This is a genomic window from Jatrophihabitans sp. (assembly GCF_036388195.1).
Lineage (GTDB): Bacteria > Actinomycetota > Actinomycetes > Mycobacteriales > Jatrophihabitantaceae > Jatrophihabitans_A.
In genome coordinates, this window is the sequence record NZ_DASVSG010000124.1 from 1 (window position 1) to 19,725 (window position 19,725).

The 19,725-nt window shown below is 68.8% G+C and carries 12 protein-coding genes and 1 pseudogene; 5 read left to right on the plus strand and 8 right to left on the minus strand.

What is annotated here, in order from left to right; all coding sequences use genetic code 11:
* Positions 1-349, minus strand: a pseudogene (locus VF612_RS12630) (hypothetical protein); the annotation flags it as partial.
* Between the two features lie 83 nt (positions 350-432).
* A complete protein-coding gene (locus VF612_RS12635) occupies positions 433-1,368 on the minus strand; it encodes a hypothetical protein (RefSeq protein WP_408660207.1) in 936 nt (311 codons plus the stop codon).
* Between the two features lie 402 nt (positions 1,369-1,770).
* Here VF612_RS12635 and VF612_RS12640 point away from each other — a divergent pair, with 402 nt between their 5' ends.
* The 3 genes from VF612_RS12640 (at position 1,771) to VF612_RS12650 (ending at position 5,231) form a co-directional block, all read left to right on the plus strand.
* Complete coding sequence (locus VF612_RS12640) at positions 1,771-2,736, plus strand: DUF1702 family protein (protein WP_408660208.1); 966 nt, start codon at positions 1,771-1,773, stop codon at positions 2,734-2,736.
* Between the two features lie 143 nt (positions 2,737-2,879).
* Positions 2,880-3,851: a DUF1702 family protein gene (locus VF612_RS12645; protein WP_408660209.1), complete on the plus strand. Its 972-nt coding sequence runs from the start codon at positions 2,880-2,882 to the stop codon at positions 3,849-3,851.
* Positions 3,852-3,854: 3 nt separating this feature from the next.
* On the plus strand, positions 3,855-5,231 hold the full coding sequence (locus VF612_RS12650; protein WP_408660210.1) for a cytochrome P450: 1,377 nt from the start codon (positions 3,855-3,857) through the stop codon (positions 5,229-5,231).
* A 138-nt stretch (positions 5,232-5,369) separates the two neighbouring features.
* Here VF612_RS12650 and VF612_RS12655 read toward each other — a convergent pair whose 3' ends face one another.
* Positions 5,370-6,206: a helix-turn-helix transcriptional regulator gene (locus tag VF612_RS12655; RefSeq protein WP_408660211.1), complete on the minus strand. Its 837-nt coding sequence runs from the start codon at positions 6,204-6,206 to the stop codon at positions 5,370-5,372.
* Between the two features lie 1,722 nt (positions 6,207-7,928).
* On the opposite strand from VF612_RS12655, the gene VF612_RS12660 reads away from it, so the two are divergent.
* Together VF612_RS12660 and VF612_RS12665 are read left to right on the plus strand one after the other, a co-directional pair.
* Positions 7,929-8,801 (plus strand): alpha/beta fold hydrolase, encoded by an 873-nt coding sequence (locus VF612_RS12660; protein WP_408660212.1) that lies wholly within the window; start codon positions 7,929-7,931, stop codon positions 8,799-8,801.
* 279 nt (positions 8,802-9,080) lie between these two features.
* Positions 9,081-9,254, plus strand: coding sequence for a hypothetical protein (locus VF612_RS12665; protein ID WP_408660213.1), 174 nt, complete (start codon positions 9,081-9,083; stop codon positions 9,252-9,254).
* A gap of 22 nt (positions 9,255-9,276) precedes the next feature.
* Here VF612_RS12665 and VF612_RS12670 read toward each other — a convergent pair whose 3' ends face one another.
* The 5 genes from VF612_RS12670 to VF612_RS12690 all read right to left on the minus strand — a co-directional run bounded on the left by VF612_RS12670 (position 9,277) and on the right by VF612_RS12690 (position 19,557).
* On the minus strand, positions 9,277-9,927 hold the full coding sequence (locus VF612_RS12670) for a winged helix-turn-helix transcriptional regulator (RefSeq protein WP_408660214.1): 651 nt from the start codon (positions 9,925-9,927) through the stop codon (positions 9,277-9,279).
* A 231-nt stretch (positions 9,928-10,158) separates the two neighbouring features.
* On the minus strand, positions 10,159-10,641 hold the full coding sequence (locus VF612_RS12675; RefSeq protein WP_408660215.1) for an acyl-CoA thioesterase: 483 nt from the start codon (positions 10,639-10,641) through the stop codon (positions 10,159-10,161).
* A gap of 2 nt (positions 10,642-10,643) precedes the next feature.
* Positions 10,644-16,559 (minus strand): SDR family NAD(P)-dependent oxidoreductase, encoded by a 5,916-nt coding sequence (locus VF612_RS12680; RefSeq protein ID WP_408660216.1) that lies wholly within the window; start codon positions 16,557-16,559, stop codon positions 10,644-10,646.
* Complete coding sequence (locus tag VF612_RS12685) at positions 16,556-17,572, minus strand: hypothetical protein (RefSeq protein ID WP_408660217.1); 1,017 nt, start codon at positions 17,570-17,572, stop codon at positions 16,556-16,558. The genes VF612_RS12680 and VF612_RS12685 overlap by 4 nt, the downstream gene beginning before the upstream one ends.
* Positions 17,569-19,557, minus strand: a complete 1,989-nt coding sequence (locus VF612_RS12690) for a CRTAC1 family protein (RefSeq protein WP_408660218.1) — start codon at positions 19,555-19,557, stop codon at positions 17,569-17,571. Before VF612_RS12690 ends, VF612_RS12685 begins: the two co-directional genes overlap by 4 nt.
* Positions 19,558-19,725: the final 168 nt, after the last annotated feature.

Genomic DNA, 19,725 nt, shown 5'->3' on the forward strand with positions numbered 1-19,725 from the left:
CGCGCCGGCACCCCAGCGTCGCCACGTCCCAGGTCTGGGTCAGGTCCAGCCGGGCAGCCCGGGCGGACCTGGCCACGTCCAGGGACCAGGGCGGCCGGGCGGCGTCGTCCAGGCTCTTGAGCCCGAGCTCGCTGGGCCGGATCAGCCGGCAGGCGCCGAGCACGTCGCCGCGGTCGTCGGCCAGGGCGATGAACACCGAGGCCGGCTCGTAGGGCCCGTACTCGTCCTCCAACTGTTGCCGGGTGTTGCCGTAGACCCGCAGGAACACGTCCGCCTCGCACTCCCGGGTGGCCTCGAGCAGGTCTGCCTCAGGGTTGAACCGCAGGCTCAGTAAGGCAGCGCTTTCCATGCGAGTCCTCTCGGCCGGCCTTGCTCACCCTGGGTGCCGGCAAGCCTACTGCCCGCATGGGCCAATCGGGCATAGGCAATTTGTCAGCTGTTGTTGTAGGGCATCACCGGGAACCAGCCGAAACCGAACAGCGACGGCACCCGAATGTCCCAGTAGACGACGGTAAAGACGCCGACGGCGAGGAAGGAGACGGCGGTGACGGTGGTGATCCGGCCCGGCTTGGCGGTCATCCAACGCACCAGCCAGCCCCGGCCGAGAACGGTCAGCAGCAGGAACAGCAGCCCCATGATCAGCATGTTCCCCAACGACTGCAGGACGAAGATCGCGGCGCCGTAGAGCGGGTTGTGACGCTCGGCGGCGTACTGGAACATCTTGTGGAACAGCCCGAACGGCCGCCCGATCAGGAAGCCGCCGATCAGCGCGCCGAGCACCACCAGCCGGGCATTCGGGTAGCGCTGCTGCAGCTTGGCCAGCGGGTCCGGAACCATCCGAAGCTCGGCCAGCCCGAGGTAGAGCAGGGCCAGCCCGATCACGCCGAAGACCACCGAGGACTGCACCAGCCGCACCGGCATGTCACCCACCTTGTCGGTGGACAGCTGCGGAATGCCGGTTCCCCACCATGCGCCGACCGCGCCGTAGAGCGCCGAGACCGGCAGCATGCCTGCCACCAGCCACCCCAGCGGGCGCAGCATCGACCGCATGCCCTGCCGCCGCTGCTGCTCCACCATCGGCCCGACGGCGCCGAACACCGCGATGTTGCAGGCGGTGAACGACCCTGCGACACCGGTCACGAACGCGAACAGCGCGCCGGAGAGCAGGCCGCTGATCGGCGTCGTCCGGGCGTCATGACCCAGAGCGGTCTCGGCGATGTTCTGCCCGATGGTGGTGTCGACCAGCTCGAAGGACCAGAGCACGGCCATCGCGAGCCCTGCCAGCAACCCGATCAGCAGCGTACGGCCCCGCCGGGACCGCTCAGCAGCGCGCGTGGACGCGAGTTCGCCAGGGTGAATGTCGACCATGTTGGCGCCTTTCCTTGCCCGGCCGGAGCCCGGATCTCTCAGCGATTGAGGGGCGATGCCGGCCGGCCCGCAAGAGCCGCCGTCCGTCCCGCAGCGAGGGTGGCATCCGGCGTCCGGCGGACGCACCTCCGCTCGTGCGGTGGTCGGCAATCGCGCCGGGTGGCTGGCAGACCGAAATGTCCAAGGCATAAACTCGGACGAGTACGGCAATTGTCAAGAGGCGCCAGGCGTCCAGGACGGTCAATATTCGGCGAATGCGGACGACCCTCCGCTCCCGCGGCCGGCTGGTGTCCGAGCGTGTCGGAAAGCCGCCGTCCTGCTTGATCGGACGGTACCGGTGGGCCGGTGTCAGCCTCCGGGTGACGGGGAGTACGTCAGACCGTTGCGACCTGAGGAGAGACATTGCCTACGATTCTCGGCTCGATCAGGGGACTGGTGCTGGCTCCTTCGTTGGAGGAGGTGAGCTTCGCCGGCCGCGGGTTCCCGATCTGTTCGACACCTGCCACCGATCGGCTCGAGGCGGTCCCCCAGGCAGTGGTGTGCGGGTTCGAATGGGCGATCGCCGCGCACGACCTCACCGACCTCAACCGCCGGCTGCGCCTGATCGAGGAGGAGCAGCGCGGCTTCGCCTATGAGGGCGCGGTGATGGCGTACACGATCCTGGACACCATCCGCGGCAATCGGACCCGGGAGTTGCTCAGCGGGGCGGGCGAGAAGCACATCCTGCTTGCCTATATAGGTATTGGTTTCGCCATGGCCAGGTTGCCCCGTCCCCTGTGGAAGAAGGTGCTGCCCGACCTGTCCTCGCGCTACCACCCCACCATGAGCTGGCTGGCGGTCGACGGCTACGGCTTCGACCGCGCCTACTTCGAGACCGAGCGCTGGGTCGACCGGCAGGAGATCCCGAGCCCCTACCCCTGGCAGGGATCGCCGGAGTACTTCCTGCGCGCGGTGGACCAGGGCATCGGCCGGGCGCTGTGGTTCATCTTCGGCGCCGACCCGGACAAGGTCACCGGAGCGGTGCGGCGCTTCGCCGAGTCCCGGCAGGCCGACCTGTGGAGCGGGGTCGGGCTGGCGGCGACGTTCGCCGGTGGCTGCCCCTCCGAGGGCATGGCCCGGTTGCGCGGGTCCGCCGGGGAGCACTGGTCGGAGCTCGCGCTCGGATCGGTGTTCGCGGTCAAGGGCCGTACCGATGCCGGCTTCGTTCCCGAGCACACCGTGATGGCCAGTGAGCAACTGACCAGCCTGTCCATCGAGGGCGCCGCCGCCCTGGCCGACCGCACCGAGGTCGAGCCCGGCGGCAGTGGACCGGTGCCGCAGTACGAGATCTGGCGCCGGCGGATCCGGGCCCACCTCGCGCCGTCCTGAGCCTGGCGATCGGCTCGGTCGCCACCGGCAGCCGGCACGGGCGCCGGAGTAGGCACAACGGAGTAAGCGGCCGTTTCGTGCCGCTGCGAACATCACTGTTCACACCCACCCCCGGTCGCACCGACCCGTCGAGGGAGACAACATTGCCCGGCATCAGGGCGCTGCGGCGCCGCATCCTCACCCCCACCATGTCCGCGACGAAGCTGGATGTCCGCGGCTTCCATGAGAAGGACGCCGCGTCCAAGCAGTTGCTGGAGACGGTGGGCGCGACGTTCCTCACCGGCTACGGCGCCGCCGTGGAGGCCCGGACGACGGCGGAGTGCGAGCAGCGGCTGGAGCGGGTTCCACCGCAGTTCCGGGGTTTCGCCTACGAGGGCGCGGCAATGGGCTACGCGGTGCTGGACGGCCTGCCCGTCGGCGGCAGCGGTCACGTGTCGGCGTTCCTGGCCGGCCGTGGCCGCCAGCACGCCTACATGGCCTACATCGGCGTGGGCTGGGCGATGGCGAGGCTGCCCCGGTTCCGGTGGTCGCGGGTCACCGTCGCCGATCCGCTGATGCGATGGCTGGTGCTGGACGGCTTCGGCTTCCACCAGGCCTACTTCAAGACCGACAGGTACGTCACCGGGCAGTACCAGGAGCCGGAGTTCCCCTGGCCTGTCGAAGGTCAGCGGTGGTACTCCAACCATGCGATCGACCAGGGCATCGGCCGGGCGCTGTGGTTCGTCGGCGGCACCGAGGCGGAGTTGGTGGCCAGCATGATCGAGAGGTTCCCGGAGTCCCGGCAGCCGGACCTGTGGAGCGGCGCGGGCCTGGCGGCCACCTATGCCGGCGGCGCCGGTGAGGACGAGCTGCGCGCCTTCGCCGATCGGGCCGGGGAGTATCGCCCGCAGGTTGCTCAGGGTTCGGCGTTCGCCGCGACCGCACGGGTCGAAGCGGGATTGGTGACCGCGCACACCGAGCTGGCCACCCAGGTGTTCTGGGGCCTGACCCCGGAGCAGGCTTCGTCGGTCAGCATCAGCCAACGCCCTGAGGGTCCGGTCGCCGATGACCTGCCGGCGTACGAGCTCTGGCGCCAGCAGGTCGCCAGCGCCTTCGTCACGCTCGGACGGGTCTAGGCGATGGCGGCGCCGACTGCCGCGCTCAGCCAGCGAGGGCGCACCCCGCCCGGCCCGCCCCGTACGGCCACCCTCGGCCTGGTCAGCAAACTGGCCTCCGACCGGCTCGGATTGATGAACCTGGCGGCTTCGCGGTACGGCGACGCGGTCCGGCTGGCGATCGGCCCGAAGAACCTCTACCTGTTCAACAATCCCGAGTTCGCCAAGCACGTCCTTGCCGACAATGCCGCCAACTATCACAAGGGCGTCGGGCTCGTGCAGGCCAAGCGCGCGATCGGTGACGGCCTGCTGACCAGCGAGGGCGAGTTGTGGCGCAAGCAGCGCAAGATGATCCAGCCGGTGTTCCAGGCCAAGCGGATCGCCCAGCAAGCCGGGGTGATCGCTGCCGAAGCGACCAGCCTGGTGGAGCGGCTGAGCCAGCACCTGGGCGGCGGGCCCGTCGACATCATGCACGAGATGACCGGACTCACCCTGGGGGTGCTGGGCCACTCCCTGCTCGATGCCGACCTCAGCGTCTACGCCGGCGTCGGGCATTCCTTCGAGGCGGTCCAGGACCAGGCGATGTTCGAGATGGTGACGCTGGGCAAGGTGCCGATGTGGGCGCCGTTGCCCAAGCAACTGCGCTTTCGCAAGGCGCGGGCGAACCTCGAGCACGTCGTCGACCGCCTGGTTGCCGACCGGCTCGCCCGCACCGGCGAGGGGGCTGGCGATGACGTGATGACGCGGCTGATCGACTCGACCCGGCAGGAGCCCGACCCGGCGGTGGGCAAGCAGCGGATGCGCGATGAGCTGGTGACGCTGCTGCTGGCCGGGCACGAGACGACGGCAAGCACGCTCGGCTGGACGTTCTACCTGCTGGACAAGCATCCCCACGTCTGGCAGCGGTTGCACGAGGAGGCTGTCGAGGTGCTCTCCGACCGGCCGCCGACGTATGAGGACCTGCGCCACCTCACCTACACCTCGATGGTCATCGAGGAGGTGATGCGGCTGTATCCGCCGGTCTGGATCCTGCCGCGGCTGGCGCAGGCAGATGACGAGATCGGCGGGTATCACGTGCCGGCCGGGGCTGACGTGCTGATCTGCCCGTACACCATGCACCGGCATCCGGGACTCTGGGCCGACCCGGAGCGCTTCGACCCGGAGCGCTTCGACCCGGGCCGCACGGCCAACCGGCCGGGCTATGCCTACATCCCGTTCGGCGCCGGTCCACGGTTCTGCGTGGGCAATCATCTCGGCATGATGGAGGCGGTGTTCGTCCTCTCCTCGATGGTGCGGCAGTTGCGGTTGACCACGGCTCCTGGCTACCGGGTGGTGCCCGAGCCGATGCTCTCGCTGCGGGTCCGCGGTGGCCTGCCGATGCTGGTCAGCTCCGCGCGCTGAGCCGGGGCGCTGCGGGGCTGGTGGCGCCCCGCTCGGGGGCTGGCCGTCCGCCGGCCCGGTGCACAACCAGAGCGGGCGCACCTGGCCATCAGGTGCGCCCGCTCTGGTCGTCTCGGCGCGGCCTCGCCGCAGCGCGCCTCAGGTCACCACCAGGCGCGAATTGCTCGCCCAGTTCTTGCTGGAGGCAACCGGGTCGAGCGTGCTCGGTCGCTGCCAGCCGGTCTCCGCAGGGGTGTCGCGAGCCGACCGCGGCGCCCTGCTGTCCAGCTCGGGCAGGGCCAGCAGGATCGGCAGGTCGGTCTGCCGCGGCGGCCGGAGTTCGACGTTGGCCATCACGGTGCGCCCGGCCACCACCTTCACCGGGCGGCCCGCCGCAAGCAGCACCGGCTTGCGCATCCACGGCCGGGGATCGAGATCGTGCACCGCCACCGCGACGGCGTGGAGGAACCACTGCCCGTCGGGCACCGCGGTGAGTTCGTAGCTATCGCCGCCGTCGAGCACGGCGCAGGCGATCGGGGCGCCTTGTGGGATGGTGCTGTCGAAGAGCGCGACGTACATCCGGGTCGGCACGCCGGTCTCCGGCGCCATCACCGAGCCGCGCACCACGCCGGCATGCTGGCCGCTGGCGGCCTGGCAGCGCGGAGCGGGGATGCCGGTCTCGGACAGGCATCGGTAGCGAGCCGGCGAGATGCCGACGCTGCGGGTGAACCGGCTGGAGAACGTCCCGGGGCTGTTGTAGCCGACCTGGTAGGAGATGTCGGTGACACTCATGGTGGTCTCCAGCAGCAGGTTCTTGGCCTTGTAGAGCCGGATCGCCGTCAGGAACCTGCCCGGCGAGGTGCCCGTGATGCTGCGGAAGACGCGCGAGAAGTAGAACCGGCTGAATACCGCCATGTCCGCCATTTCTTCGAGGGACAACGGTTCGTCGTACCGCTCCCACATATTGGTGATCACGCGTTCGACGGCATTTTGCACAGTTCCTCCTTGGATCTTTAGAGCAAAGCTCGAGTCTGGCACCATTCAAGATGCCTTAGGGGATGAACATAAGAGGCCCAGGTTGGCTGAGCCGTGGCGGGCGCAGTTATCGTCCGTACGCTTTACGAGACGACGAAGCAAACGCCTGGCGCGCAGCGCCCTTTAAGACTTGTCCCGGAAATGTAATGCCACATTCATCAACTGAGCCAATACGCGAATTGTCATGGATAATGACATAATTGTGCCCACCTTGATATTCTTGATGAGTACTACTGCATTGGCCGGGCTTCGCGAAGCTGACCTTAGCATCATGTGTGTAAAAGCGACATACCACCTCTCGGGACGTAACCCGCTGCAGTTGAGCCGTCGCTGCGGGCCACCTTTAGTCTGCCGCTACGACGGCTGAAAGGGAAGTTTTCCTGCAGGTTGCGCACGACCGAAGAAGCGGCGGTGAGTGTCTGCAGAGGCCGGCAATATGGGTCGGGGCGGCGACCCTGGCGGCGGCGTTCGGCGTTTACTGGCTTAGGTGCGGACGGCCAGGGGCGCCGTCAATCCGGTAGATCTCGCTCGCAGGGGACCAAGACGAGTCCGGACTCGGGCAGGGGAGTCGCCAAGGCATGCGAGCAGACGGGTCCGCGACGATGCTTAACCCTTATCAAGGTTGCAGGCGGCAACCACGAGCGTGGATGGCAACCTAACCGGCTGGTTTACGGACGTCTTGGCCCTATTGCACACCCGCCGGCCATGAGCAGCCGCCTTAGGTCGAGCTGCGAGCTGGCTGGCGCCCGGACCGGCTGAGCACTCGCGAGCCGCCGCTGCCAGGCGCTGGCCGCGTTGGCGGCGGCAAGGTGGTGACGGCAAGGTGGTGACGGCAAGGTGGTGGCTGCAATGTGCGCCGGCATATCGAAGCAGTTATGTCGGCTTTGTGGGTAGAGATGGAACATTACAGCAATAAATGAGTGGCGACAGTTGAATGCTCTGCGATTGACTCCGGGAGTAAACATAAGTCAAGCAGTAACTCCACTAGTCACGATAGCAATTGACATGATTGGCGCCATTTATCGAGCAAGCCATCCACAGCTGAAGCACAGGAGCGAGTACGGCAGATCAGGAGAGCGAGTCCGCGAACCCTTCCGCTAATCTGGCGCATTCCGGCGCGTGGACCGCGCAAGGAGTGCCCGGGGGAGGCCCACGCGCCGGTGCGGCTGCCCACCGCACGCCGTGCCGGAAATACGGAAAGCATGGCGCCCAGGCAGTCTCTTCGGAAAAGTCCAGGGCCTTTTCAAGTTCTCAGTGATTACCACTGGCCGCAGCCCGGGCTGTCACCTGCGACGGTCGTAAAGCATGATCGAGCCTATTGCCTTGACTGCGCCATGGGATGCCATGGGTGCCGTGTACGCATCTTGATATGGGCAGCAGCGGACACTACGGGGATCACTCGCACGGCAGTCTCAGCACCATTCCAACCGGCCGGGCTCGGGTGAGAGCGCTGAGCATCCTCGGCAGCGGAGGCCGTCCGGCGCCCGGTTTCCGGAGCCGCGACAGCACCTGGGGAGAGGCTGGAGACAGCGGGCTTTCCGGTCACGGTGGCCGACGCGCTGCGCATCATGGATCCGGCGCTGTTCCGTCAGTAGCACCACGATTCCGAACGGCCGTCCGGCGGCGAACCGCCCGGCCTCGGGCATGATGTCGCTGGTTCGACTGTGGCAGGGAGGCGGTGCGATGAGCTCGACCAGGACCGAGACCGTGACGGTGCCCGGAGCTCGATTGCACTGCGAGGTCTCAGGCGCAGGTCCGATGCTGCTGCTGATCGCCGGCGCGGCCGCCGACGCCGGCGCCCTGGCGGGGCTGGCCACCCGGCTGTCGGGCAAGTACCTGACGGTCACCTACGACATGCGCGGGCTGTCGCGCAGCCGGCTGGACGGGCCGGCCGAGGACGTCGGCGTCGAGGTGCTGGCTGATGACGCGCACCGGATCCTGGCGGCGTTCACCTCGGAGCCGGCGTACGTGTTCGGATCCAGTGGAGGCGGCCTGGTCGGTCTCGAGCTGGTCGCCCGGCATCCCGAGATGGTGCGCAGGCTGATCGCCCACGAGCCGGCGGCGATGGCGTTGTTGCCCGACAGCTGGCAATGGCAGGACTTCCTCGACGAGCTGGAGGAGCTGTCCCGAAGCCACGGGCCCGGCGTAGCGATGGGCCGGTTCCTCGACGGCATCGAGGCGGTCGGTGGTCCCGGCCCCTCGCGGGTCGGGCAGCCTGGAGCCCGGGCGGGCCAGCTGCCGGACCTGGCCACGCTGTCACCGCGTACCCGAGCGCTGATGCGCCGCTCCCAAGCCAACATGCAGCACTTCTTCGCACACCAGATGCGCCAGGCGGCCGGCTACCTGCCCGACATCCAGATGCTGAGCACCGTCCGGAACAAGATCGTGATCGGGGTCGGGGTGGCCTCGCGGGGCCAGGCGCCCCATCAGGCAGCGCTGGAGGTTGCCGGCCGGCTCGGCGTCGAGGTCGTGAAGTTTCCCGGCGATCATCAGGGATTCGGCGTCCAGCCCACCGAATTCGCCGCCGTCGTCGACCGAATGCTCTCCGGCGGCTGAGCGACCCCACACCCGCTCGGATAGCCGACCTCGATCGTCGCACCGCCGAGGAGGCAGCACAGCCGCAGCGCGGGCACGATCGTCCTCAGACCAGCCTGCGGGGCACGGCCTCGAGGCTGCGGCAGCCGGTCCGAAGGGAACATCAGACCTTGGCGATCGAGGAGCGGTCCGGCGCCGAGCTGTGGGCGATGGAGCAGCTGGCACCCCGATGGCGATCCGGGTGCGGCAGTCCGGCAGCCTGGTCCTCCTCGAGCTCTCGGCAGCCGGGCGGTAGGAGAGATGACCCAACCAGCACTGCGGCCGCCGCTGGAGATCATCCGGGAGCTGGTGGGGCCCGGACGGACCGATCCCTACCCCACTACGGGCAACCGCGGACCCACGGCGCCATGGTCGGCGTGCGGCCCGGCTTGGTCGTGGACGTCGCTGGCTGGCGCCGCCGAAGAACCGGCCTGAACGGGCGGCCGACGGGCTCGGGTCAGACCCGGAAGGTGTTGGCGAACTCGGTGAGCAGCTCGGGGTCACCGGTCACCCGGACGCTGCCGTTCTCGATGGCCTCCGTGGGGCTGAGCGTGCCCGTGAGCAGGGCGGCGAAACCATCGCCGGCCTCGATCACCAGGTCAGGGTCGGACTGCGGACCGCCGGAGATGCCCAGCTCGCCGTCCTGCACGGTCAGGCTGATGACGATTCCGGGTACCCGCACCTCGTAGCTGACCGGATCCGCTGAAGGTTGCGCGTAGTCGTTGATTTGGTAGCTGGTGCGCAGGGCCATCATCAGCGAATCGGCGGTGTAGATGTCATCGGGTTCAGGCGGCCCCATCGACTTGGCGCCCCACCGGCCCAGCGCCATCAGGATGCCCTCGAGCTCTTGGCCGTAGGCGGTGAGCTCGTAGACCACGGCAGTGGCTGGGCGAGGCAGGATCCGCCGCTGCAGGACGCCGGCCTGCTCCAGCTCTTTCAATCGCGCTGACAGCACATTGGTGGGTATGCGTGGCAGCCCTTGCCGCAGGTCGGTGAACCGCTTCGGCCCGAGGAGAAGATCCCGGACGATGAGCATCGCCCAGCGCTCACCGACGATTTCCAGGGCACGGCTCAGCCCGCAGATCTGTCCGTATCCACGTCGCGCCATGGGCGGGACTCTACCGCCTGCCGCTTTTGGGTGAGAGGCATCTTGTGCATTATGTTAGAAATAGGAAAGCTGGCTGCCCGCCTTTGGGCACGTTTGCCGCTGTTAGCACCCGCTCGGCTCTCCATGGGCGCGCTGCTTCGAGCAAGGCCCACCCGACAAAGGCCATTCGAGCTCGCGCTCAGGATGGCCTCGTCGGTGGGTTCGCCGAACCGTCCCTGCCCGCCGGCAGAGCTAGCCGCCGCCTGCCGCGCCGGCGAGGCTGTGTGCTCGGCCCGCCGGAGCCGAGGCGGTCATCGCGAACGGCGTCAACGCCGCCCGCAACGGCGCCGGCACCCGGGTGGGTTTGGTATCGGTATTCGGTCCGCGCATGCAGGCGATCCGTTGCCGGCCTCGAGCCACCAACACCTCGGAATCGTCACGGAGCCGGACGTAGTCGAAGGCGAAACCGATCTGGGTCTGGGTCAGATCCTCCAGCCGCATCCTGATCGAGAGCTCGTCGAAAGCGGTGATCTCCACCAGGAACTCGCACTCGCACTTGAGCGTGAACAGCTTCAGATCGCTCTGCAGATCATCCAGCACCGCCGTCGCCCGCTCCCGCAGGAACATCTCCCGGCACCGGCCCTGCCACCGCAGATAGTTGACGTAGTAGACGTTGCCGACCAGGTTCGTCTCCTCGAAACCAACCAGGTGCCGGTACTCGTAATACTGCTCCATACTCAATTCCCCCCTTCGGTCAACATCGTGAACACCACTGGGTCAGAGACGTCGCGCACCGTGGTGGGGAACGTCGTTATCCGAGCGGTCCCCGAACGCAAGCTCACCCACCGGTCCGCCCGCGGCTCGTCGACCGCGATGGGCTCGATGCGGGCCCGGCCGACCTTGCGCAGGCACTCGACGGCTCCCCACACCCGGGTGGCGGCCAGCGACAGGTCCTCGCACCGTTCGGAGGCAAGCAGCTGCGCCAGCGCGAACGGCTCCCGGCCGAGCAAGTCGGCCCAGTCCTGCTCGGACCTGCTGGTGACCACTTCCACGTCACAGCTGACCGGGGCGGAGCCGCCGACGACCACGAACGTCAGCCCGGCCGCGTGTGAGGACGAGACCTCGACGCCCGCGTCGACCTCGGGCTTGCCGTCGGGTCGATAGCGCACCGTGGTCGGCTCACCCAGCGCCCAGCTGAGCGCCTTGGCGGTCTGCGCGCGCCGATCGGCCTGGCCGAGGGCTGAGCTGCCCGGTTGACCGTCACCCGGCAGCACGCCGCACCGCAGGCTGGCGCCACCGAGGGCGAGCTCGGTGCGCCGCTCCAGGTACGGCCCGAGCAGGCTGGCCAGCCACGGGCCGGAGCCGTCCTGCTTGCGGACCGCCTGCAACCGCAGGCCCTCCCAGCGTTCGACCAGCTTGCCGTCCGGGTCGCGGACGTCCAGGTCGTAGAGGTAGGTGTCGCCGTCACGGTGCCGTTCCACCGCATGCAGCGTCACCTGCTCGTTCGCCTGCACGGTACGGGGATCGGCCAGGTACAGCCGCTCGATGCCCGCCGGCAGCAGCGTCGCATCCGGCACGCAGCACTGGATGGTGTGCATCAGCGCGTCCCGGGTGCCGGGGTCGGCCAGCACCAGATCCTGGGCGAGGAAGCCGGCGAACCAGTCCGCCGATGCCCGGTTCCGGATCTCGGCCACGCATCCCTTGGCCGCCAGCTGCTGGTACCCCAGCAGGCGCTGGAACCGCCCGCCCTGGAACAGGACCGAGCCGTACAGGTCCCGTCCCGGATCCAGCGGCAGCAGGTCCAGCCGGCCACCGGAGGTGACCGTCTCGGCCAGGCTCTGGGAGTACCGCAAGGTCGCCCGGAAGTGATCGGCCTGGAACCGGGTGTCGCTGCTGCGGATCACTGCCTCGACATCGCCGTCGTCGGTGACCAGCGCCGCGATCCGGATCGTGGTCTGACCGTCGAGCGGCACCACGATCGGACGCAGGAACTTCACGTCGGTGAGCACCGGTGGCCGCTCGTTGCCGGTCAGCGCCGTCGCGGCCTGGGCCATCGCCTCCATTCCCAGCACCGCCGGGAACAGCAGATCCCCGTCCAGGAGATGGTCGGCGAGGTAGGGGTCGCCGGTGGCCGACAGGTCGGCGTCCGCGACCAGCTCGATGCCGGGGTAGTGCACCTGCGTCCGGTCCAGGAACCGCAGGAGCGGAATCTCCTGCTGTTCCAGGGTGATCGTCGGCAAGCCCTCGGCACGGCCCATCACCACCATGGCGGTGGGAGCGCCGGGGTCAGCGAGCACCCTGCGCAGGATCTCGATGCCCTCCTCGGTCCTGATCGGGGAAATGCCTTCCCGCATCAGGGATTCCAGCACGCCGAGCCGCTCACCCATGCCCGAGCCCGACCACACCGACCACTCCAGCGCGACGCAGCGGCACTCGGGGTAGTCCTCGGCGACCCGATGGGTCAGGTCGGTCAGCCAGTCGTTGGCGGTGGCGTAGTCCGCCTCACCGCGCAGGCCGGCACGGCCGATGATGCTGCCGAAGGTGATCAGCAGCCGCAGCGAACCCGGATCGGTTGCCGCGAGAACCGCTTCCAGCCCACCGATCTTCGGCGCCAGCGTGCGCTCGAAGGAGGTCTGGTCGAGGCTGAGCAGCGAATTCGGCTCGTTGCGCCCGGCGCCGTGCAGGACGGCGGTGACCGCCCCCAGGGAGCCGCGGATCTCCTCGACCGCCGCCTTGACCTCATCGGCTGAGGTGACGTCGGCCCGCACATAGCGGTACCGCACGCCGGCCGCTGCCATTCGTTCGAGGTTGGCGGCGAGCTCGGCATCGCTGTCCGGGCTGGACCGGCCGAGCAGGCCGACCGCAGCTCCGGTGTCCTGGGCGAGGGAGAGCGCGCACTCGGCCGTGATCCCCTTTCCGCCGCCGGTGACCAGCAGGACGTCCTGCTCGGTCAACGGCGAGCCGTCGGGGGAGGCGGTGAGCCGCAGCGGGCGCAGCACCGGGACCCGGCGAGTTCCGTCAGCGTCGTAGCTGACCTCGCTGAAGCCGCCGGTGGCAGCGACGTCGGCGACGATGCCGCGCACCGCGGCCGTCACCCGGTCGGCCGCCAGATCCGGCGGCACCGGCAGGGTGATCACCGTAGTGGCCACCCTTGGCGCCTCCAGGCACAGCGTCTTGGCCAGCCCGGCCGCCCCCCGCCGGTCCCCGACCGCCACGAACCGGGCCGGCCCCGGCAGGGTCAACACCGCCTTGGCCGCGGCCAGCATCAACGGGACGTGGCTCTCGTCGCAGTCGCGCGGCAGGCACAGCAGGACCCCGGAACCGAGGTTCGCAGCCTGCAGGGACTTGCGCAGCTCAGCAGCCAGCGGGTGCCGGTCACTGGCGAACACCTGCCAGTTCCCGGCGCCGGTGGGCCCGGCCGCCGGCCCGGCGGCCGCCGGCGTCCGGTCTATTCCGAAGGCCCGTACCCACGGCGCGATACCGAGGGCGGCTGCCACCGGCTGGTCCGTTTCCAGAGCGCTCTCACCGAGCTCGTCGAGCATCTGGGCCAGCTGGGCCAGCGTGGAGGTCGCGAACGTCGAGGTCGCCATCGGAGCGGCCAGGCCCAGCTCACGCGAGGCCTGGTTGACGATCTGGCCGACCGTGATCGAGCTGAGGTGCAACTCGTCCAGCGGGTGGCTGGAGGCGCTGACGGCCTCCAGCGGCAACTCGGCCCGCTCGGCCGCCAACCGCCGCAACACGTCCACCGCGCTTTGAGGTGGTCCCGCCGGAGCCGTGGCAGCCTCACCCGGCGCCGGTTCGCCACCGTGCTGCTGTGACGCCGGGGCGCCGGGGTCGGCCGGAGCCGAGATGAGCGCCGCAGCCGGCACTGCCGGGACGGGCGGCAGCGCAGTGCCCGCCAGCCCGGGCCCGACCTCATCGATCGGCGCCTGCTCACAGGGGCTGGCGAAGAACCGGAACTGCTTGCCGGGCTCCAGGGTCCGGGTGAACCGGTGCCGGTACAGCTCCTCGTGCCGGACCGGAGCGCCCAGCACGTAGCACGCGGCGACCGCCCGCAGCAGGCCGGCGAGTGAGTTGCTGTCGGTCTCCAGCGAGATCGTCACGACCGACGGGGCGATCTCGGCCGCCAGCCGGGACAGGATCGTGCCCGGGCCGACCTCCAGCAGCAGGTCGGCGTCACCGGCCAGCGCGGTCACCGCCTCGACGAAGCGGACCGGCTCGCGCACCTGGCGGGCCAGCAGGCCCCGCAGGTCGGTGTCGGGCGCCAGGATCTGGCCGGTCACCGTGGACACCACCCGGCGCTGCACCGGCGCGAACGGCTCGCGGTCGAGGAGGTACCTGCGCAGCTCATCGGCAGCCGGAGCAACCAGGTCGGAGTGGAAGGCGTGCGAGACCGGCAACCGCATCGCGGTCAGCTCCTTCGCAGCCGCCTCGGCGCAGACCCGGTCGACCGCATCGGCCGGGCCCGACACCACCGTCTGCTGCGGGCCGTTGTAACCGGCGATGACCACCGGCTCTCCCGCCAGCAACGGGGCGACCAGCTCGGCGGAGGCCATGATGCCTGCCATGGCTCCGCCGCTGACGCCGGTGTCGGCCATGATCCGGCCGCGTGCGGTGGCCATCGCGAGCAGCGTCGGCTCGTCGTAGGCCCCGGCCCAGTGCAACGCGGTCAGCTCGCCCAGGCTGTGCCCGGTGGCCGCCATCCCCTCGACTCCGAGCAGCCGCAGCAGCCGCAGGCCGGCGACCGACGAGGCGGTGATCCTCGGCTGCGCCGCGGCGGTGTCGGCCAGGCCGGCCCCGCTCGGCAGCAGGGCATCGCGATAGAGCTCCTCGACCACCTCGAAGCGGCGGCGGATCGCGCCGCCGTCATCGCGCCGCCCGGCGCCTTGGCCGGGGAACAGGAACCCGATCCGGGGCCTGGCGGAGGCGTTGCCGAGGAACAGCCCACCGTCGGGGTCCAGCACCGCCCGGGCGCCGTTGTCCAGCAACATCAGCAGCTTGCCCAGCTGGCGCTCGGCCTGTTCGGGGCTGTTGACGACTACCGCTGCCCGGATCGGGCGATCGGCGAGGCCGGCCTGCAGGGTGCCGGCCAGATCGCTCAGCTCGGCGAAGGACATCCGTGGCGACATGGCCGCCAGCTGGCTGATCCGGCCGCGCAGGTCGGCGATGCTGCTCGCGTCGATCAGCAACAGCTCGTGATCCTGCCGGGAGCGCACCAGTCGCTGGATCTCCTCGGGGATCTCCGTCCGGCGCTCGCCGCCGGCCTGCTCGAGGACGACATGGGTGTTGATGCCACCGAAGCCCATCGAGGACACCCCGGCCCGGATCGGCCCGTCGGCCGGCCACAGCTCGGCCGTGCTGGGTACCCGCAGCGCCGGCCGGTCGCCGAGCAACTCCGGATGCGGGTCGATGTGGCTCGTCGCCGGCGGGATGACCTGATGGTGGATGGCCAGGATGGCCTTGAGCAGACCGCCGACGCCGGCTGCGGCCTTGGTGTGGCCGATATTGCCCTTCAGGGTGCTGATCGCGGCCGGCGCGGCAGCCGGGTCGGCCAGCCGCCTGGCCGTGGAGAACGCGCGCAGCTCGGTGGCGTCGCCCACCGCGGTGCCGGTGCCGTGGCCTTCCAGGTAGTTGACGGTCTCGAAGCCGAAACCCGCGCTGCGGTAGGCCCTTTCGATCGCAAGCTGGTGCCCGGCGGCCTCCGGGCGGGTGATCCCGCCCTTGCCGTCGGAGGAGTAACCCCAGCCGACGATGGTGGCATAGCGCTTGCGTCCCTGGGCGATCGCGTCCTGCTCGCGCATCAGCACGAGCATTCCGCAACCCTCACCCGGCCAGAAGCCGTTGGAGTGCTGGTCATAGACCCGCATCTCCCCGGACGCGAGCGCGCCGGTCTTGGCGAAGCCGATCACCTCGAACGGGTCGATGCTCAGGTCGACCCCGCCGGCGATCACGGTGTCCAGCTGTCCCTCGGCCAGCGCATTGCAGGCGGTGGTGATCGACAGCAGCGAGGACGAGCAGGCGCCGTCGACGGTGTAACCGCCGCCGTTGAAGTCGAAGTGGTTGCAGATCCGGCCGGCGATCGTGTTGGCCAGTCCGCCGGCCAGCATGTCCTCATCCACCGGCGCGAACGGGCTCTTGTAGCGACCCTCCAGCTGGTTGAGGAACCCGCTCAGCGTGGCGTCGTCCCAACCCTGCTCGCGTAGCGCCGCGCCGACGGTGCGCCGGACGTACGGCCAGCGCAGCCGCATCACACTGGCCCGGCTGAACTCACCGGTCAGGCTGTTGCCGATCACCACGCCGGTGCCCTGCCGGTTCAGCCCGTCGCCGTCGGCGAAGCCGGCATCGGCCAGCGCCCGGGCCGCGGTGTCCAGCGCCAGCCAGTGCGTCAGGTCGGTGGACCGGTAGGTGCTGCCGGCCACCCGGTACTTCACCCGGTCGAACTCGAAGCCCTCGATGACCGCGGCCTTCTGCGAGTAGAACCGGTCCGGCGCCGCCGGGTCGGGGGAGTAGTAGTCCTCCAGCCGCATCCGCTCGTCGGGCAGCCGGCGGAAGGCGCGGCGTCCGGCCAGGACGTTCTTCCAGAGCTCGTCAGGGGAATCGGCGTCGGGATAGCGGCAGGAGATGCCGACGACTGCGATGCGATCGGTGCTCATACGGCCACCGCCGCGGGGTTCTGGCCCAGCGGGCGGTCGGTGGCGATGGCCGCTACCGCGCGCCGCTGCTTCGCCTGGGCGATGAAGTGCGCGCCCCACCAGCCGAGCCCGCGCAGCCCGCACACCACGGTGGTGGCGAAGAACAGGGTGTAGACGATGTTGAACTGCATCATCACCGCGTAGACGAAGGCCACCGAGGAGCCGAACATGAACTGGTTACGGGCCTTGGAGGGCGTGGTGCCGGGGTCGGTGATCATATAGTTGGTGAACAGCACGAAGGCGATTCCGGTCATCGCGCCGAGCGCGGAGAAGAGCGAGACATCCCAGATCCAGTGCCGGACGAAGGCCTGGATGGCGAATGCGCCCAGCCAGCCGACGATCAGGGGAATCTTCTTGGTAAGCATTGCGTTGATCACCGTTCCGGATACGGCGATGATCAGAGGGATCATCACCCGAAAGAATGTGTTCGCGTTCTCACTGAACTGGTAGGGCGGCGCGATGCTGCACCAGTGGCTGAAGCAGAGCAGCACCGCGGTGATGCCGAAGTTGGACGGGTTCATGAAGTGCCGCATCCGGCCGTTGATCGGGGCCTGCAGGACATGCTTGGCTCCGACGCCGACCACCACGCCGAACGCGACCGGCCAGAACTGGTTGTTGGCGTAGAGCAGCATGTTGACCGCGAGGGCGGTGATGTGCGAGGGCAGCAGCGCCTCATAGAGGCCACGGAAGCCGTTGCCCATGAACTTCGGCTGTCGCCGGTGGACCCAGGCGCTGATGGTCTCGAAGATGATCTCGGTGGCGTAGCCGACCAGGACCGCCAGGATCGGCCACAACCACGGCTGCTCGAAACCGAGCCAGGCGTAGCCGAAGATGTTCAGCACGCTGATCGAGATGGCGAAGTTCCGCAGCGCGATGTAGCGCGGATCTGGTTTCGGCTTGCTGGCGGGAGCCGGGGCCGCTACCGGCGCCGCCGGGCTGGGTGCTGCTGGTTGCTGCTGGACGGTGGCGGTCATCGGCTGGAAACCTCCTGGACAGTGTCCGTCAGGACGAGAGAGTGGACGCCAGGCGTCACTGTGAGCGTTTGCTTGTGCAGCTGGCCGTTCCCGTCGCGCCACTGCAGTTCCACGTCGGCCGGGCCGTCGTAGTCACCGAGTCCGAAGTGCACCTCGAAGCTCCGACCGCCGGCGTGGCCGCTGCCGCCGTCCAGTTGGGAGATCCTCTTGCCGTTCGGGGTGGTCACGGTCACCGTTGTGTTGTAGGCCGGTGCTCCGATGTTGGCGAGCCCCGTGCCTGCGGCCGCGCTCTTGTCAGCCGCGGGCCGGTAGAGGTGCAGGTTGATGAAGTTCCCCTTGTTGGGAGAGAGGTTGGCGTAGAAGGCCGGTGGCCCCCACTGCCGCGCGATCGCGAAGTCCAAGACTCCGGTGCCGGTGGTGTCGGCCAGCGCGAGGGCGCGGGTCGGGATGGGCACGTCGGTCCCGATCTGAGAGCTGATGTCGACGTACTTGCCGTCGGAGTTCTTGGCGTAGAAAGCCATGTGCTGGTCGCCGGCGACGTCATCGCCGGGTCCGACGTTCGGCCACATCGCGGGGTTGCTGAGCAGGTCGTCGTTGGTCATGGCCATCTCCTGCAGCCATGGCCAGCGATCGATGTCCCCCTTGACGAATCCGGTGGCCTGCAGCACGGACAGGTCGCCGTTGTTGAGGAAGTCACCCATCTTGACGTCCCAGCACCAGCCGGTCCAGGCCATGCCGTACTTGGCGGCCTCCTGCTTGAACGGAGCGATGCCGCGGCTGAGCTTGTCCTTCATCTCGGCGTTGTCCTTGGCCTGGTTGATGAAGATGAAGTTGCTCTCCTGCAGGCCCCACTTGGTGGTGATGTTGCTGACCGCGATGTCGAACTTGCCGGTGCCGTTGAGGTCTGCGAAGTCCACTCCCATCCCCTTGAACGAGCCCTTGCCCAGCACGAAGGACTTGGCGGTGGCCGGCCCGCGCTGCCCGCTGGCCTCCTCGAACCTGATCTGGCCCGGGGTCGAGATGTTGTGCAGCAGGTGGTCATGGCCGAAGTCGTTGGCGATGTAGATGTCGGGCAGCCCGCTGCCGGTCAGGTCCGCGCCGGCGATGGCCAGGGTCCAGCCGGTGGACAGCTGGTAGGGGATGGCGCCCCGCTGCTCGATGTAGTGGGTGCTCGGCTTGTCCCCCGAGGTCGCGCTGTGCCAGCGCAGCACCCGGTCGCCGGCGCCGTTCTTGGCGGTGGACAGCGAGTCGTTCATCTCGACGTTGTTCTGGGCGTGCGGATCCAGCACGTCAGACTCGGGGAAGTAGTTGCCGATAATGATGTCCGGGTGGCTGTCACCGTCGAGGTCGCCGACATAGGCGGCGTCGGTGTTCCACCGGGGGCCGTGGTACCTGCCGTCCAACGACTCCGAGGGCAGCAGCTCCTGCGGGCGGTAGGCGGCGTTCGACAAGGTGGTGGCGTTGGCCTTGGCCAGGAACAGGATCGGGGTCCGGCCCCAGTAGGAGACCAGCAGGTCCATCCGGCTGTCGCCGTTGAAGTCACCGGGTGTGCAGACGGTGGGCGCCATCGCGTCGTCCATCGGCAGCGGACTCGCGTCCAGCACGAAGGGCGTGAACCGGTCGGTGGCCGGCGCGGTCGGCGTGTAGGTCACCACGACGTCGTTGGTGCGGGTATCGACGATGCACATGCCGTCAGCGCGCCCGTTGCCCATCAAGTCGTTGATGGCGATGCTGGCCCCGACCGAGGAGATCCATGCCGCGATCTTCTTGTAGGCCCGGTTGACCGGCCGGATCGTCTTCATCTCCTGGTCGTTGTACCCAGCGGGCATCGCGATCGGCAGTTCTTTGAACTTGTACTGGGCGGCCACCGAGTCCGCGCCGTAGGTCGCTACCCGGCTCTGCGCGACCACGTAGAGGGAGACCAGGACCAGGGCGGCCACCAGGCCAGGTACTAGCTTGCGGACACGTTCTCGGGATACTGCCATGATTCACCCTTCGCGGAATAACAAGTGGTTTGCTTGGGACCGGTTGTCAGAGGTTGGGTAGGGGCGCAGCGCGACACGACGCCTGGGGTGCCTGTCCCGCTGGCCGCATGGGAACAAGACCTCAGGCGCCGTCTCGCCTGCCTGCACTGCACGCACCGGCCTCACATG

Bases quoted from the DNA above. Each gene is read 5' to 3' on its own strand.
- VF612_RS12635 (WP_408660207.1), bottom strand. From the start codon at position 1,368: ATGGTCGACATTCACCCTGGCGAACTCGCGTCCACGCGCGCTGCTGAG.
- VF612_RS12680 (WP_408660216.1), bottom strand. From the start codon at position 16,559: ATGAGCACCGATCGCATCGCAGTCGTCGGCATCTCCTGCCGCTATCCC.
- VF612_RS12650 (WP_408660210.1), top strand. From the start codon at position 3,855: ATGGCGGCGCCGACTGCCGCGCTCAGCCAGCGAGGGCGCACCCCGCCC.
- VF612_RS12690 (WP_408660218.1), bottom strand. From the start codon at position 19,557: ATGGCAGTATCCCGAGAACGTGTCCGCAAGCTAGTACCTGGCCTGGTG.
- VF612_RS12670 (WP_408660214.1), bottom strand. From the start codon at position 9,927: ATGGCGCGACGTGGATACGGACAGATCTGCGGGCTGAGCCGTGCCCTG.
- VF612_RS12675 (WP_408660215.1), bottom strand. From the start codon at position 10,641: ATGGAGCAGTATTACGAGTACCGGCACCTGGTTGGTTTCGAGGAGACG.
- VF612_RS12685 (WP_408660217.1), bottom strand. From the start codon at position 17,572: ATGACCGCCACCGTCCAGCAGCAACCAGCAGCACCCAGCCCGGCGGCG.
- VF612_RS12660 (WP_408660212.1), top strand. From the start codon at position 7,929: ATGAGCTCGACCAGGACCGAGACCGTGACGGTGCCCGGAGCTCGATTG.
- VF612_RS12665 (WP_408660213.1), top strand. From the start codon at position 9,081: ATGACCCAACCAGCACTGCGGCCGCCGCTGGAGATCATCCGGGAGCTG.